Annotated in this window: 12 protein-coding genes; 5 read left to right on the top strand and 7 right to left on the bottom strand. The window is 60.4% G+C overall.

Annotated elements, in window-relative coordinates:
* Positions 1-99 precede the first annotated feature (99 nt).
* Entirely contained in the window at positions 100-1,203 is a 1,104-nt protein-coding gene (ychF, locus tag N5D22_RS11020) for a redox-regulated ATPase YchF (protein WP_279656414.1), read from the bottom strand.
* 240 nt (positions 1,204-1,443) lie between these two features.
* On the opposite strand from ychF, the gene clpS reads away from it, so the two are divergent.
* On the top strand, positions 1,444-1,755 hold the full coding sequence (gene clpS, locus N5D22_RS11015) for an ATP-dependent Clp protease adapter ClpS (RefSeq protein WP_035260429.1): 312 nt from the start codon (positions 1,444-1,446) through the stop codon (positions 1,753-1,755).
* Positions 1,756-1,758: 3 nt separating this feature from the next.
* Here clpS and N5D22_RS11010 read toward each other — a convergent pair whose 3' ends face one another.
* The 5 genes from N5D22_RS11010 to N5D22_RS10990 form a co-directional block, all read right to left on the bottom strand.
* Positions 1,759-2,211 (bottom strand): GNAT family N-acetyltransferase, encoded by a 453-nt coding sequence (locus tag N5D22_RS11010; RefSeq protein WP_279656413.1) that lies wholly within the window; start codon positions 2,209-2,211, stop codon positions 1,759-1,761.
* 7 nt (positions 2,212-2,218) lie between these two features.
* Positions 2,219-2,935 carry an aminoacyl-tRNA hydrolase gene (pth, locus tag N5D22_RS11005; RefSeq protein ID WP_279656412.1) on the bottom strand — a complete coding sequence of 239 codons (717 nt, stop codon included), beginning with the start codon at positions 2,933-2,935 and terminating at the stop codon, positions 2,219-2,221.
* Positions 2,936-3,038: 103 nt separating this feature from the next.
* Positions 3,039-3,752, bottom strand: a complete 714-nt coding sequence (locus tag N5D22_RS11000) for a transporter substrate-binding domain-containing protein (RefSeq protein ID WP_279656411.1) — start codon at positions 3,750-3,752, stop codon at positions 3,039-3,041.
* A gap of 16 nt (positions 3,753-3,768) precedes the next feature.
* Positions 3,769-6,144, bottom strand: coding sequence for an EAL domain-containing protein (locus tag N5D22_RS10995; protein WP_279656410.1), 2,376 nt, complete (start codon positions 6,142-6,144; stop codon positions 3,769-3,771).
* Positions 6,145-6,446: 302 nt separating this feature from the next.
* The gene (locus N5D22_RS10990; protein WP_279656409.1) at positions 6,447-7,055 is read right to left on the bottom strand and encodes a 50S ribosomal protein L25/general stress protein Ctc; all 609 of its coding nucleotides are present in this window, start codon (positions 7,053-7,055) and stop codon (positions 6,447-6,449) included.
* Positions 7,056-7,361: 306 nt separating this feature from the next.
* Between N5D22_RS10990 and N5D22_RS10985 the strand changes: the two genes are divergently transcribed.
* The 3 genes from N5D22_RS10985 (at position 7,362) to adh (ending at position 12,202) form a co-directional block, all read left to right on the top strand.
* The gene (locus N5D22_RS10985) at positions 7,362-9,446 is read left to right on the top strand and encodes a bifunctional diguanylate cyclase/phosphodiesterase (protein ID WP_279656408.1); all 2,085 of its coding nucleotides are present in this window, start codon (positions 7,362-7,364) and stop codon (positions 9,444-9,446) included.
* Between the two features lie 105 nt (positions 9,447-9,551).
* Entirely contained in the window at positions 9,552-10,511 is a 960-nt protein-coding gene (locus tag N5D22_RS10980) for a helix-turn-helix domain-containing protein (protein ID WP_279656427.1), read from the top strand.
* 173 nt (positions 10,512-10,684) lie between these two features.
* Positions 10,685-12,202: an aldehyde dehydrogenase gene (adh, locus tag N5D22_RS10975; RefSeq protein ID WP_279656407.1), complete on the top strand. Its 1,518-nt coding sequence runs from the start codon at positions 10,685-10,687 to the stop codon at positions 12,200-12,202.
* Positions 12,203-12,333: 131 nt separating this feature from the next.
* Here adh and N5D22_RS10970 read toward each other — a convergent pair whose 3' ends face one another.
* A complete protein-coding gene (locus N5D22_RS10970; protein ID WP_347881149.1) occupies positions 12,334-14,598 on the bottom strand; it encodes a methyl-accepting chemotaxis protein in 2,265 nt (754 codons plus the stop codon).
* Positions 14,599-14,787: 189 nt separating this feature from the next.
* On the opposite strand from N5D22_RS10970, the gene N5D22_RS10965 reads away from it, so the two are divergent.
* Positions 14,788-15,627, top strand: coding sequence for a glycosyltransferase family 2 protein (locus tag N5D22_RS10965; protein WP_279656425.1), 840 nt, complete (start codon positions 14,788-14,790; stop codon positions 15,625-15,627).
* Positions 15,628-15,638 lie beyond the last annotated feature (11 nt).

Here is a 15,638-nt window from a genome sequence, read left to right as displayed (position 1 = left end):
GCCCTTCGGGCCATCTTCTCCCCGGTGGGGAGAAGAAACCGTGCTGCAATGTTCGGTTACCCTTCTTGGCGGACCTTATCGACGTCGCCAAAGGCCAGATCAGGTGTTGAAGCGGAAGTGGATGACGTCGCCGTCCTGAACCACATATTCCTTGCCTTCGTCACGCGCCTTGCCGGCTTCCTTCGCGCCGACTTCGCCCTTGAAGGCGACGTAGTCGTTATAGGCGATGGTGTTGGCGCGGATGAAGCCGCGCTCAAAATCGGAGTGGATGACGCCGGCGGCCTGCGGCGCCTTGGTGCCGCGCTCGATGGTCCAGGCGCGGCATTCCTTCGGGCCGACGGTGAAATAGGTGATGAGATCGAGCAGCTTGTAGCCGGCGCGGATCAGTCGGTCGAGGCCTGCTTCCTCAAGGCCGAGGGCCGAGAGGAATTCCTTCGCTTCTTCATCGGGAAGCTGCGCAACTTCGGATTCGATCGCAGCGGAAATGACGACGGTCTCGGCGCCCTGGGCCTTCGCCATTTCGGCAACGGCCTTCGTGTGTTCGTTGCCGTCGACGGCGTCGCTTTCGGCGACGTTGCAGACATAGAGGACCGGATGCGCGGTCAGGAGGTTGAGGCCCTGAAGGATGCGCAGTTCTTCGGCATCGAGCGTGGAGAGCAGGGTGCGGACCGGTTTGCCTTCGTTCAGGAGCTTCAGCGAGGCTTCCATCAGCGGCAGTTGCGCCAGCGATTCCTTGTCCTTGCCGGTGGCGCGCTTGCGGGTCTGTTCCGTGCGGCGCTCAAGGCTTTCGAGGTCGGAAAGCATCAGCTCGGTCTCGATGGTTTCGGCATCGGCCACGGGGTTGATGCGGCCTTCGACGTGGGTAATGTCGTCATCCTCGAAGCAGCGCAGAACGTGAACCACGGCGTCCACTTCGCGGATATTGGCGAGGAACTGGTTGCCGAGGCCTTCGCCTTTCGATGCGCCGCGCACCAGGCCGGCGATGTCGACGAAGGAGATGCGGGTAGGGATGATTTCCTTCGAGCCGGCAATGTCGGCAAGGATTTTCATGCGCACATCAGGAACCGCCACTTCGCCGGTATTCGGCTCGATGGTGCAGAAGGGATAGTTGGCGGCCTGCGCCGCTGCCGTTTTCGTCAGCGCGTTGAAGAGAGTGGACTTGCCGACATTTGGCAAACCAACAATACCGCATTTGAAGCCCATGGCTTGAAACCTGTCCGTTTGAAAGAATTCGTTGAGGAGCCTTTTGCGGAAAGGGCAGGGCAAGGTCAAGCCCGCGGGCCGATTTGTGCGGGCAAAGCCCCTTTAATGGTGCGAAATTTCGGGCAGGCTTGCCGATGCTGCGGTTGCGGCGCAATATAAGCGGGTCAAGCGATCGATCTTTCGTCGTCAACGGGGTTTCCCATGAGCAACCGCGATGAGCGACAGGCACGGGCGACCATGATGAGTGACAGTCCTGTCGATCTCAAGCCAAAACCGAAAGTCAAACCGAAGCTGGAGCGGCCGAAGCTCTACAAGGTCATTCTGCTGAATGATGACTATACGCCGCGTGAGTTCGTTACCGTGGTGCTGAAGGCCGTGTTCCGCATGAGCGAGGAGACCGGCCACCGGGTGATGATGACGGCGCACCGCTTCGGCAGTGCGGTCGTCGTCGTCTGCGAGCGGGATATTGCCGAGACCAAGGCCAAGGAAGCGACCGATCTCGGCAAGGAGGCGGGATTTCCGCTGATGTTCACCACCGAGCCGGAGGAGTGAGCGTTAATCCTGCCTTATCTGAAAACCCGTCTTGTTCTGCACGAAGCCGCAGCTTTCGTAAAAGGCGTGAACCTCCGGGCGTTGTCGCCCGGTCAGCAGCATCACCTTGTAGCAGTTCGCCGCAAAAGCCGCCTCGACGGCATGGCGCACCACCGCGCGGCCATATCCGCGGCCGCGACGGTTTTCCAGCGTCACCACATTTTCGATAAGGGCGTAGGGACGGGCGGCGCGCGTCAGGTTCGGAACGATCTGCAGCGTCGCGGTGGCGACCGCTTCTTCGCCTTCGGTAGCAAGAAACACGGTCAGGCCCGGCTGGGCGAGCATGGCCGCAAAAGCCGTAGTCGCTTTTTCCGCTGTCATTTCCGGATCGGACGGATTGAGCGCCCGGTAAAGGTCAAGCAGGCCGGGCAGGTCGCGGGCTTCGGCTTCGCGCAGGACGATGGTCTCTGAAGACATTCGCGATCTAGTCCTTCTTGCCGAACATGCGCTTCAGCATTTCGGCCATGGGGCCGGTTTCCGGCAGTTTTTTCGGCTGGGCGCTGTTACGCGCCTGATGGATATGGGATTGCGCCGCGGGTCTGGCTGCCTTGGCCGGCTTCTCGGCTTCCGGCTTGCTGCCGGTGGCGAGCGCCAGCTTGTTCATCAGCTGCGAATCCTCGGCTTTCACCAGCATGGCGGCATTGTCGGCAATGGCGTCCAGAAGCGGATCGAGCCAGACCCGGTCGGCCTTGGCGAAATCGCCGAGGACGTGGCCATGCACCCTTTCCTTGTCGCCGGGATGGCCGATGCCGAGGCGCAGGCGGCGGTATTCCCTGCCGCAATGGGCGTCGAGCGATTTCAGGCCGTTATGACCGCCATGGCCGCCGCCCGTCTTGATGCGTGCGCGGCCGGCCGGCAGATCGAGCTCGTCATGAATGGCGATGATATCCGCCGGTGTGAGCTTGAAGAAGCGCATGGCTTCGCCGACGGATTCGCCCGAAAGATTCATGTAGGTGAGCGGCTTCATCAGCAGCACCTTTTCGCCGTCGATCTCGCCTTCGGAAATTTCCGCCTTGAATTTCTTCGACCAGGGCGCAAAGGAGGGCAGGCGCTGCAGCGCATCGACGGCCATGAAGCCGATATTGTGACGGTTTCCGGCATATTGTGCGCCGGGATTGCCGAGGCCTGCGATGATCTTCATGGGGCATGTCCGCGTTTTGCCTGATGATGCTGTTGTCACCACCCCGAAAAGCGCCGGCTGTCAATCCTTTTATGAATTTTGCAGCGGACGCCGAACCGGCCGCTTAGGGGCTGACGAGGTTGTAGCGGTCGAATATCCGCTGCTGCGTTCCATCGGCGATCAACCGGTCCAGCCGGGCCTGCAGTTTCGCGATCACCTCGTCGGGAACGCTTTTATTGCAGGCAAGGCCAAGCTGTTGCCGGGTCAGCGTCATCACCTCCCGGAAGGTGTTGGCGGGCAGGCCCTTGAAGGTGCTTTCAGACATGGGCATCAGGTCGATGCGGCCGGCTTTCAGCTTGTGCAGCGTGATCTCGAAATCTGCGCTGACATCCACCTGCGGGAAACCGAGCTTTTCAAGAAGCGCTTCGGTGTAGTCCCCGCGCTGGGTTCCCACCCGATATTTCTTGGCTTCATCGAGGCTGGAGGCTTCGATATTCGCCTTGCGGCGCGCCACCAGGATGTTGCGGTCGATATGGATCGGCGCCACCCATTTGAACAGCTTTTCGCGTTCCGGTGTTCTCGCCGCGGCGAAAACGCAATGCATGGCCTGTGTGCTGGCCAGTGCGATGGCCCGCGCCCAGGGCATGACGACGACCTCGTAGCTGGTGCCGGTATCCTCAAGCACCGTCTTGAGCTGGTCGAAATAGACGCCGTGCACACTGCCGTCGCTGGCCTGCAGATTGTAGGGCGGATAGACCTCGGTCGTCAGGAAAAGCTTGGCCGCGCTGGCCGGAGTGGCGAGAGCAAGAAAGATGAGGCAAAAGCGGATCAATCCCATGGCTCCCCCTGGAGGTTCACGCTTGCCGCGCCACGGCGCAGCCTTGTCCGGACGCCGTGTCGAGTGAGGTGATCAACCCTTCGACCGGTTGCGGGCGCGCGAAGAAATAACCCTGCCCGAAATCCGCGCCAATATCGCTCAGCAGTTCCTTCTGCTCTTCCGTCTCGACCCCCTCGGCAATGACGGCGCAATTCATCTTGTGCGAGATGGCGGCTATGCCCTCGACCAGCATGCGGTTGCGCTGCCTGATCTCCATCCTGTCGTCGCAGATCGAGCGGGTGAAGGACTGGTCGATCTTGACGATATCGACGGGGAAACGGCTGAGATAGCTGAGCGAAGAATAACCGGTGCCGAAATCGTCCAGTGCGATGCGGCAGCCGAGCTGGTGGATGGCGTTGAGGATCGCCCGGATTTGCGGGTCGTCCTTCATGATGACGGCTTCGGTGATTTCGATGACCAGTCGTCCGGGAAGAATGCCGTGGCGGTGCAGTACGCCGGCGATGCGCGTCGGCAACCCCGGTTCGAATTGCAGCGGCGAAAAATTCACCGCCACATAGGTCTGCTCCATGCCCGGCAGGCGCGACAGCCTGGCGAGATTGGCGATAGACTGATCGAGAATGACATTGCCGATGCGGTGAATGGTGCCGTTTTCTTCCGCAAGGCTGATGATCGCGGCGGGGGAGAGCAAGCCCTTATCCGGGTGGTTGAGGCGCAGCAGCGCCTCGAAACCCGCCGTCTGGCCGGTTGCGAGGTTTTGAATCGGCTGGAAATAGGCCTCGAACCAATCCTCTGAAAGCGCCTGCGCGATATCCCGCTCCAGTTCCGCATGTTCGCGCGCCCGGTCGGTGATCGAGCTGTCGAAGACCTGCGAGCCGTTCTTGCCGGTTCGCTTGCGGGTATACATGGCCATGTCGGCATTCTGCAAAAGCTCGGAGGCGCTCGCGGCATGCAGGGGATAGACCGCCATGCCGATGCTGGCGCTGAGGCGGATACTGTTGTTCTCGATCTCGAAGGGCGTGTCCAGCATGGCGCAGATGCGTTCGCAGAATTGCAGCGCGCGCTCTTCCACCTTGTCGCCGGCCAGCAATATGGCGAATTCATCGCCGCCCAGACGCGATGCGCTGTCCAGCGGCGTCAGCAGGGGTTCGATCTTCAGCGTGAATTGTCTGAGAACGGCGTCGCCCGCGGCATGGCCGAGATTGTCGTTGATCGCCTTGAACCGGTCGAGGTCGATGAACAGGCAGGCGAGTTCACTGCGGTTGCGGTCGGCTTCACGGATCTGCAGGTCGAGAATGGCCTCGAAGCCCTGACGGTTGAAGAGGCCGGTCAGGTGGTCGGAAATGGCCTGCTGGCGGTTGCGCTTTTCCGACTGGCGCAGTTCGGTCACATCGGTCATGACGCAGAGACATGTGCCGTCGCCGGAATCGAGGGGTTTTTCGAGGATGAGCGCATCCATGACGCTGCCATCCATGCAATGGAAACGCACGGTAATGCCGCTATTCGAGGCATCGGGCAAAGGATGCGCCGTCTTTCGCTGCTGGAACAGGGTCCTGTCATCGGGGTGAATGAGATCCGCGAAGTTGAGACCGAGTATCCGGGCGCGGTCATAACCGGTCGCCTCCACCCAGTAATCGCTGACGGCGGCAATACGGTCATGCCTGTCGAGCGAGAACAGCATGGCGGGCGTGCGGTTGTAGATTTCCGTCTTTCGCTCATGCGCGTTCTTGATCTCCAACTCTTCCTTTTCGAGCTGGGTCTGCATTTCGTTGAAGCTTTTCGCCAGCCGGCCGATTTCGTCCTTCGAGCGCCAGTCGACATGGTGGCGTGAACCGAGACGCCGTGTTGCCTCTATGGCGGCCGCCAGCCGCATCAGCGGGCGGATGACCATGAAGCGGTTACCTGCGATGGCGGCAAGAACGATGGTGAGGACGGCGAGGATGAAAATCGTGATGAAGGCCAGTTCGGTTTGGCTCAGGGAGGTCAGAAGGCTGACATCGTCGTAATAGACCGTCAGCTGCCCGACGGTGACGGAGCCCTTCGTGGTCTTGTAGGTCACCTCGCGGCTTGTCGAGGCCGCATCCTGAATGATATCGCTGCCGGCCGTCTGGACGATGTCGAGCTGGCCGGACGTATCCCTGACCTCGACCATCCGGATCATGGGGTCGGAGATGAGGGTGCCGGTAATCTGGTTTATGGTGTCGTCATCGAGATCCCACAGGGGCCGGGCAAGCGCCTGGGTATTTGTCGACAGCAGAATTTCAATATGGTTGCGCTGGCTACGAATGGCTTCGTGGTAGGAAAGCGTCAGCAAAAGCGTGAAGAGCGGGGCGACCACTGTGAGAAGTGCGCCGGAAACAATCGCGATAAAGCGACTTTCGACGGAATGAGCCATGTTCGATTGCAGCTACCCTTTGCCCCAAGACTTGCTGCGCCCCGTTTCGTCCGCTCCAACAGGTTTTACGTGGATTTCCGGCAAGAGCCGCATTTTCCCACATTATTTCTCAACCCGCCCGATGTTTCCACGACAGCGCAAGGGTATCGTTTCACGGAAGTGTTAATCGACACTGAAACAGGTCCCGCATCCCGCGAAGGCGGCGCGCTTTCTGGTTTTAAAGTTCATAAAAACTAAAAGGCCCGTTCCGAAAACGGAACGGGCCTCATTACTTCAAAGCTGTCAGGCCTTGCGGCCGCCGATTATTCCTCGGAAGCTTCTTCAGTCGTTTCTTCTGCAACGCCAGCGGCCGGAGCAACGATCGTCGCAATCGTGAAGTCACGGTCGGCGATCACAGGCGAGATGTTCTTCGGCAGCTTCACATTCGAAATGTGAACGTTGTCGCCGATCTTCAGGCCAGCGAGATCAACCGTGATGAATTCCGGAATGTCGTTGGCCGGGCAGTGGAACTCCACCGTGTGGCGAACGATGTTCAGAACGCCGCCGATCTTGATGTCCGACTTTTCTTCGTTGACGAAGTGAACCGGAACTTCGACGTTGACGAGCGTGTTGCCCGAAACGCGCAGGAAGTCGACATGCATGGTGAAGTCGCGGACCGGATCGAGCTGGTAGTCCTTCGGCAGAACCTTGATTTTCTGGCCGTCGACGTCGATGGTCGCAACCGTCGTCATGAAGCCGCCGGCGTGGATACGCTTGGTCACTTCATTGGTCGACAGGGCGATGGAAATGGGGGCCTGCTTGTCACCATAGATGACAGCGGGAATCAAACCGTTGCGGCGAAGTTCACGAGAGGACCCCTTACCAACTCGTTCGCGCGCCTCGGCCTTGAGCTCATACGATTCTTTGCTCATGGCAATTCCTTTCGAGGTTATATGGAGAGTTCATGCCGAACGAAGCGGCCTGAACCGGAGAGGCCCTGAAGCCATCCCGCCCGCGTTGCCTCCAAGGGTGTCTACACGGGTGCGGGCGCTATAATACAAACGGCACATAAAGACAAGGCCCGGATATTCTCGCGGCATACCATGTATTGATTTAATTAGTTTATTCTAATTCTCGTATATGGTGAGAAATTTAATTTATGCTTATCCATGCATATAAACCCGGTGAAAACTTGGCGAATGATAAGGCTACGCAAAATTCCAATGGCGTAGATAACAATGCTCAAAGTTCTCCAGTGCATTACCATCGATCATGACTATCGATACACCGCCGCTGCGGTCTTCGTCTGCATGCTGGGCAGTTTCGTTTCGATGCGTCTTTTTTCGAAGGCGCGTCTGGCGACGGGGGTGCAGAAGGTCAACTGGCTGTTTCTGGCGGGCGTCAATGGCGGGGCGGCGATATGGACCACCCATTTCGTGGCGATGCTGGGTTATGTCGCTGCCGGTGATGTGGGATACGATCCCTATCTGACCGGGCTGTCGCTTCTCATCGCCATTGCCACAACGACGGCCGGCTTCGGCATTTCCGCCTATGGCGGGCGCAGCGTGCTGGTGGAAGCCGGCGGGATCATTCTCGGCCTCGGCATTGCGGCCATGCATTACACCGGCATGGCGGCCTATAATGTTCAGGGCATGATCTTCTGGAACCCGGCCTATGTCATCGCTTCGCTGGTGCTGGGGGCGGTGCTGGGCGCCATCGCGGTCAATCGCATCTCCCGGCCTCTCACCCGTTTCTGCCAATATGGCGCGGTGGCGTTTCTCATCCTGGCCATTGCTTCGATGCATTATACCGGCATGGCGTCGATGTCCTTTGCCTTCGACCCGCGCATTGTCATTCCTGAAAACCTGCTGCCGCCGGCCATCATGGGCGGAGGGGCGATTGCGGTGACGCTGCTGCTCCTGGCGCTCGGGCTTTCCACCTATGTCATCGACGCCCAGTCCACCCAGCAGGCGGTCGCCCGCTATCGTCATCTTTCGCTGCACGATCCGTTGACGGGCATTCCCAACCGGGCGGCGTTCATCGAACATCTCAACCGCCGTACGCGCCATCTTTCCCTGGGCGCACATACGGCGCTTCTGTCCATCGATCTCGACCGTTTCAAGGAAATCAACGACGTGCATGGTCATGCGGCGGGCGACGCCGTGCTGCGGGCCATCGCCGACCGCGCGAGTTCCGTGCTGAAGGCCGGGGAGTTCCTGGCGCGCATGGGCGGCGATGAATTCGTGGCGATGACCCATTCCTATTATACCCGTTCCGACGGCGCGGAATTCGCCCAGCGGCTGATCGAGCAGATCAGCCGGCCGGTGGAATGGAATGGGCAGACATTTTCGGTTGGCGCAAGTGTGGGCATATCGGTCCGCAATACCGGCTCCATCGATGCCGATACGCTGATGGCGCAGGCGGATGTCGCCATGTACCGGGCAAAAAGCGGCACTTCGGACACGATATGCTTTTACGACAAATCCATGGACGAGGCCGCGCGTGAGCGCAACGTGCTTGCCGTCGCCATGCGCAGCGGTCTCACCAACAAGGAATTCGAGCTTTATTATCAGCAGCAGAACGACACCAGAAGCGGCAGCATCGTCGGTTTCGAGGCGCTTTTGCGCTGGAACCGTCCCGAACGCGGCATGGTCTCCCCGGCCGAATTCATTCCGATCGCCGAACAGACCGGTTTCATCGTCGAGCTGGGCGAATGGGTTCTGAGAGAAGCATGCGCGCAGGCGGCCCAGTGGAAAAAATCGCTCGCCATTGCCGTGAATGTCGCGCCGCAGCAGCTTGCGGACAATGATTTTCCCGAAAAGGTGGAGAAAATTCTCGCCGATACGGGGCTTGCGCCGGAAAGGCTCGAGCTGGAAATCACCGAAGGCAGCATCATCGCCGACCATCGCCATGCGCTTGTCACCATCCGCAAGCTCAAGGCGCTCGGCGTCAAGATCGCCATGGATGATTACGGCACGGGTTATTCCTCGCTATCGACGCTTCAGAGCTTCCCCTTCGACAAGATCAAGATCGACCGCGCCTTCATCGATGGTCTGTCGACCAACGTGCAGTCCGAGGCTATCGTTCGCTCGACGCTCATTCTGGCGCACAGCCTCAATATTCCCGTGCTTGCGGAAGGGGTGGAGACGAAAGCCCATGTCGAATTCCTGCGGCGCGAGGGCTGCTTGCAGGTGCAGGGCTTCTTTTTCGGTAAGCCCGGACCGTTGACCTCCATCGCCAATCTTGTGGACGATACGTTCCTCTCGGATGAGGATGAAACGGAAGTGACGGCCAGCCGGCGTTATTTCAAGGCGGTTCGATAGGCTGGCGCAGCCCGCGGTTGCGCCCGGCAATGCCGGTCGCGAAGTTTTTTGTTGAAACATGAACGCTTCCAGCGCACCATCGCCGAAAAGCTTTGGGAGGAGCGCATGCCGACTGACATCGCCCATGCGGAACGCGTGTATGAAACCGCGCGCCACCGTTCCGCAGCCGCAAGTTCTCCGATTATCGCCTCATGGCGCCGCTGCATGGTCAAACATCATCTCGCACCGGAGGAGAACCGCAAGCCGGTCTTTCTCAGCGAGTATGAATTCCGCCGCGCTCGTGAAAGCGCCGCCGGCCTGATCGCCGAAAGCACGGATGAACTCGACCGCATTTTCCAGAGTGTCGGCAAATCCGGCTGCTGCCTGCTTTTGACCGACGCACAGGGCGTTGCGCTGGAACGGCGCGGCGCGCCCGGCGACGACCGCGATTTCCGTGCTCTCGGCCTCTGGTCCGGCGCGGTCTGGAGCGAAGCGAGCGTGGGCACCAACGGCATCGGCACGGCGCTCGTGGACGAGCGCTCGGTAGTGGTCTATCGCGACCAGCATTTCTTCACGTCGAATACGGAACTCTGCTGCACCACGGCCCCCATTCGCGATCATACCGGCCGGGTGACGGGCGCACTCGATATTTCCACCTGCCGCGACGACATCAACGAGATGACCTTCTCCTTCGTCACCCAGGCTGTGAAGGATGCGGCGCAGCGTATCGAGGGCAATCTTTTCCGCCGCGCCTTTCCCGGCGCACGCATCGTCGTCGTGCCGAGCGGGTTCGGTGCGGCGTTGTCGCTGCTGGCCGTGGATCAGGACGACCTCGTGCTCGGCGCAACCCGCGCCGCACGCCTTGCGCTGAAGCTTGATGATGCCCGCATCGCGCAGGGGCTGCCCGCCGCTGATGTTCTTCAGGAACAGCGCCACGACAGCGGTTCCGACCTTGCGGAAGCGGAACGTTCGGCGCTTCGCCGCGTGTTGTCGCGCACCAACGGCAATGTCACGCAGGCGGCTTCCCTGCTCGGTATCAGCCGCGCCACACTTCACCGCAAGATGAAGAAATTCGACGTGCATTAAGGCTTGCACGGGCGCGATCCGGCCGATGGTGCCGGATTGGCGAGGCTTTGTCGCAGATGTGAGACAATGTGCGCTGCGGAACCGCGCGGCCCCTCTACCGAACAACGCCATCTGGGCCCACCTTCCTGCCATGCGGTCCGCTGCGGATCGTTTTCATCAGGGAGGATGAAATCATGAACATTCAGGTTCAGCAGAAAGCCGGCGAAGCGCCCTTCAAGCTGAAATACGGCAATTACATCGGCGGCAAATGGGTGGAGCCGAAATCCGGCCGCTACATGGATAATCTTTCGCCGGTCACGGGCCACAAGATCTGCGAAGTGCCGCGCTCGGATGCGGCCGATATCGAGTTCGCGCTCGATGCCGCCCACAAGGCCCGCGACAAATGGGGCAAGACGAGTGTGACGGAACGCTCCAATATCCTGCTCAAGATCGCCCAGCGCATCGAGGACAATCTCGATCTCATCGCCCGGGCCGAAACCTGGGACAATGGCAAGCCGCTGCGCGAAACCACCAATGCGGATATTCCGCTCGCCATCGATCACTTCCGTTATTTCGCGGGCTGCATCCGCGCCCAGGAAGGCACCATCGGCGAGATCGACAACGATACCGTCGCCTATCACTTCCATGAGCCGCTCGGCGTCGTCGGCCAGATCATTCCGTGGAACTTTCCGATCCTGATGGCCGCGTGGAAGCTCGCACCGGCGCTCGCCGCCGGCAACTGCGTAGTGCTGAAGCCGGCCGAGCAGACACCGGCTTCCATTCTTATCGTGATGGAGCTGATTGAAGACCTGCTGCCGCCCGGCGTCCTCAACATCGTCAATGGCACGGGCCTCGAAGCCGGCAAGCCGCTGGCGCAGAGCAACCGCATCGCCAAGATCGCGTTTACCGGCTCCACTTCGGTCGGCAAGGAAATCATGCGTTATGCGGCTGACAACGTCACCAACATCACGCTGGAGCTGGGCGGCAAGTCACCGAACATCTTCTTTGCCGATGTGATGAACGAGGACGACGCCTTCCTCGACAAGGCGCTCGAAGGTTTCGCCTTCTTCGCGCTCAATCAGGGTGAGGTCTGCACATGCCCTTCACGCGCACTGGTGCATGAATCGATCTATGACCGTTTCATGGAAAAGGCGATCAAGCGCGTTCAGGCCATCAGCCAGGACGATCCGCTCAATCCGTCGACCATGCTGGGCGCGCAGGCCTCGCAGGAACAGTTCGACAAGATCATGAGCTATCTCGATATCGGCAAGAAGGAAGGCGCCAGGGTCCTGACCGGCGGCGACCGCAAGACGCTCACGGGCGACCTGAAGGATGGTTACTACATCCAGCCGACGGTCTTCGAGGGCAACAACAAGATGCGGATTTTCCAGGAGGAAATCTTCGGCCCTGTTGTTTCCGTCACCACCTTCAAGACGGTGGAAGAAGCGCTCGAAATCGCCAATGACACGGTTTACGGTCTGGGTGCGGGTGTCTGGAGCCGTGACACCAACATCGCCTATCGGGCTGGCCGGGGCATCGAGGCGGGCCGCGTCTGGACGAATTGCTATCACGTCTATCCGGCGGGCGCTGCCTTCGGCGGTTACAAGCAGTCGGGCATCGGTCGCGAGACCCACAAGATGATGCTCGACCACTACCAGCAGACCAAGAACCTGCTGGTTTCCTACAGCCCGAACAAGGTTGGCTTCTTCTGAGGTCCTCCCCGGAAGCCGGCGGGGGGCTGTGGTGCCAGGCCGCCGGCGTGTTCCCAGGGGCTTCGGCCCCTGGGAGCCCGGTTGAAAACAAAAGGGCCGGAGGTTTGCCTCCGGCCCTTTTTTGTTGCGGGTCAGGCCGCGTAACGCTGGCTGTGCTGTCGGGTATGGCCCACCGAGAACTGCCCTACCTGTTCGGTCAGGCCATCCGCCTCGCTTGCCAGCGAGAAGGCCGAAGCCGTGGTTTCCTCCACCATCGCCGCATTCTGCTGCGTTACATGGTCGAGTTCGTTGACGGAGGCGTTGATCTCGCTGAGGCGGCCGGACTGTTCGCGCGAGGCCGTGGCGATCTCACCGATCTGGTCGTTGACCGACTGGATGCGTTTCTGGATCTGCTCGAGGCTTTCGCCCGTCTTCAGCACCAGGGCTACGCCGCTTTCCACATCGCCCGCCGAGGTGGCGATCAGCGTCGTGATGTCACGGGCGGCGGCGGCCGATTTCTGGGCAAGCTCACGAACCTCCTGCGCCACCACGGCAAAGCCCTTTCCGGCTTCACCGGCGCGCGCAGCTTCCACACCGGCATTCAGCGCCAGAAGATTGGTCTGGAAGGCGATCTGGTCGATGACATCGATGATCTGGCGGATCTTGGCCGACGAGGTCTCGATGCGTTCCATCGCGACGATCGCTTCCTTCACGACGGCCGTGGACTTGTGCGCATCCTGCATCGTGCCGGCCGTCGCCTCGACGGCGACATTGCAGCGCGACAGTGAGAGATTGACGGCCTGCGTCATGTCTCCGAGTGCTGCTGCCGCCTCTTCAAGGGCTGCGGCCTGGCGCTCGGTGCGCCGCGACAGGTCTTCCGATGCGCTTTTCAGTTCGCCGGAACCGGAGCGGATGGTGTTGGCGCTTTCGCCGATATTGGAGATCGTCGCTTCCAGCCCGGCCATGGAGTTGTTGAAATCGATGCGCAGATGATCGAGCGACGGCACGAAAGATTTCTCGATGCGGAGATCGAGCCTGCCGGCCGCGAGATTGGCGAGACCGGTCGCAAGCGCATCGACAGCCTCTTCCAGCTCCCTGGCGCTTCTTGCCTTTTCCATCTCCCGCTGGGCCCGCTCTTCATCCAGTTCCTCGCCCTTGCGGTGGGCGTCCGCTTCCATGCGTTGCTTGTCCAGAATGCCCTGGCGGAAGGATTCCAGCGCACGCGCCATGGTGCCAATCTCATCGCCGCGGGAAACGGCCTTGATCTCGATATCGTTTTCGCCGCCGTTGAGGCGCTCCATCAGTCCAGCGAGACCGGTCAGCGGCCTGGTGAGGCTGGCGGATACGAAAATGCCGATGAGTGTCATGATCGCGAGAACAGCAAGTGTTGCAAGCGTTGCCCAGAAGGCCAGTTCGTTGGCGGCGGCGAGAACCTTGCTCTCCTGCTGGCCGATGGCCAGAAGATGTTTCTGTCCAAAAACGGAGACCGGGCGATAAGCGTAGAAGATGTTGCCTGCGGGCGTCTGCGCCATCACGGTGCCATCCCCGCTTGTGCCCGAAAGGGCCGCAAGGCTTTCGGAAACCGCGGCATCCGCACCGCCCGAGAGCACACCCGCCCGGCGTTTGCCGTCGGCGCTCAGAAGAACGGCGTCGTCGATGGTCTTGCCGGTTTCTTCAGGTGTCACCACCGCGCCGATGCGGTCGGCCGCAATGCGCATGATGACGGCGCCCTTGCGCTGCAGCTGCCCCCAGTTGGAGACGGCGAGCGGCATGCCGATCATGGCCGAATCATCGGCGCCGCCGCTGAAGCCGGTGGTGCTGACGACGCCGTCCTTGCCGGCTTCGATGCGCTCGAACAGTTCCTTGATCGCGGCGTTCTGCGGTTCCGTCACGCTGGTCAGGAAGTTCTTGCCCTTGGTCACGGAATAGATAATGAGGCCGGTCTTGTCGATGACGTAGATATCGCTGACCCGGGTGTTGCGCCAGACGCTGGCGATGGTGGCGTTGATCGTTGCATGGCGGATGGCGTAAAGCAGCCGCAGCCCTTCGCCGTTGAAGGAAGCGCGCTCCTCCTCGGAGACGCCCTCGCGGCGGAATGCCTGGATGATCGCATCCTTTTCCGTCGGCACCACATTGGTCATGGTTTCCAGCGCCTGGGCGATTGCGGCATTTTGCGACAGTTCGGAAATGCTCTGTTCGACACGCAAAGTATAGGCGTCAAGCTGCTTCGACTGGTTGCTTGCAACCGTTTCGAGCCTGATTTTGCTGGCGTCGATCAGGCCCGATTTGCCCGTCTCGTAGGACAACAATCCCACGGACAAGCACGAAACCAGCGTTGCGCCCGTGACGAGCGCTGCGAATTTAGCCTTTATTGACAATGACTTAGCTTTGACAGCAGTCGGATTTACATCCGGCATCCTGTTTCCTCCCCCCAAAAAACGTGACCGCAATGTGGCAAAAATTGCTTACGGTCGCGTTAAAAGCGCGGGGAATTGTACGATTATTTCCCGCATACCGTGAGAAAATAACCGGCCGCGACCGACGCCTCTTCCGTAATAAAACTGCAATAGAACGGGCGCATATCGGGTGAAGTTCAACGGCTGTTCATATTCATGCAAGCTTTTCGCGCTTCTTCTCTCGCCACTATCAATGATGTCTGCGGAATGCGTGCGGACGGATATGACGGAGCCAGCGTGCAGCCCAGCCCGGATTTCGCCGTTGTCGTGCCCATGCACAATGAGGAAGCGAGCGTGGAAACGCTCGTGGCGGAGATCGTGGCCGCGTGCCAGCCGGTCGGCGTTTTTGAGATCGTGGTGGTGGACGATGCCTCTTCCGACGGTACGGTAAATGCGGTGCTTTCGCTTGGCGACCGTTATCCCATGCTGCGGCTTGTCCGGCATGACCGCCAGGGCGGTCAGTCGGCGGCGATCCACAGCGGCGTGCAGGCGGCGCGTGCGCCTGTTATCTGCATGCTTGACGGGGACGGGCAAAACCCGCCGGACAATCTGCCCGCACTCCTTGCGCCGCTTCTCGCCGCCAATGCGCCGAACCGGCTCGGCCTCGTGGCGGGGCAGCGCGTCGGCCGGCGCGATACGTTGGGTAAACGCCTTTCCTCCCGCTTCGCCAATGGTTTGCGCGCCCGCATCTTGAAGGACGGCACGCGCGATACCGGCTGCGGCCTCAAGGCCTTCCGTCGCGACGCCTATCTTTCCTTGCCCTATTTCGATCATCACCACCGCTATTTCCCGGCGCTGTTCAACCGCGACGGCTGGCAGGTCGCCCATGTCGACGTCACGCACCGGGCGCGGCTGCACGGGAATTCCCATTACACCAATATCGGCCGCGCGCTTGTCGGCATTCACGATCTGATCGGCGTCGCCTGGCTGCTGCGCCGGCGCAAGCGCTCAAGCTGGGCTGAAACTTTCAAAACGGAGACATTGCCGTGAATGCACCGGCT

It is taken from the genome of Agrobacterium sp. GD03872 (assembly GCF_029840625.1).
In the GTDB taxonomy this organism is placed as follows: Bacteria; Pseudomonadota; Alphaproteobacteria; order Rhizobiales; family Rhizobiaceae; genus Agrobacterium; species Agrobacterium fabrum_A.
Note: the sequence above shows the minus strand (reverse complement) of the source record. Positions and strands in the feature narration are given on the sequence as shown.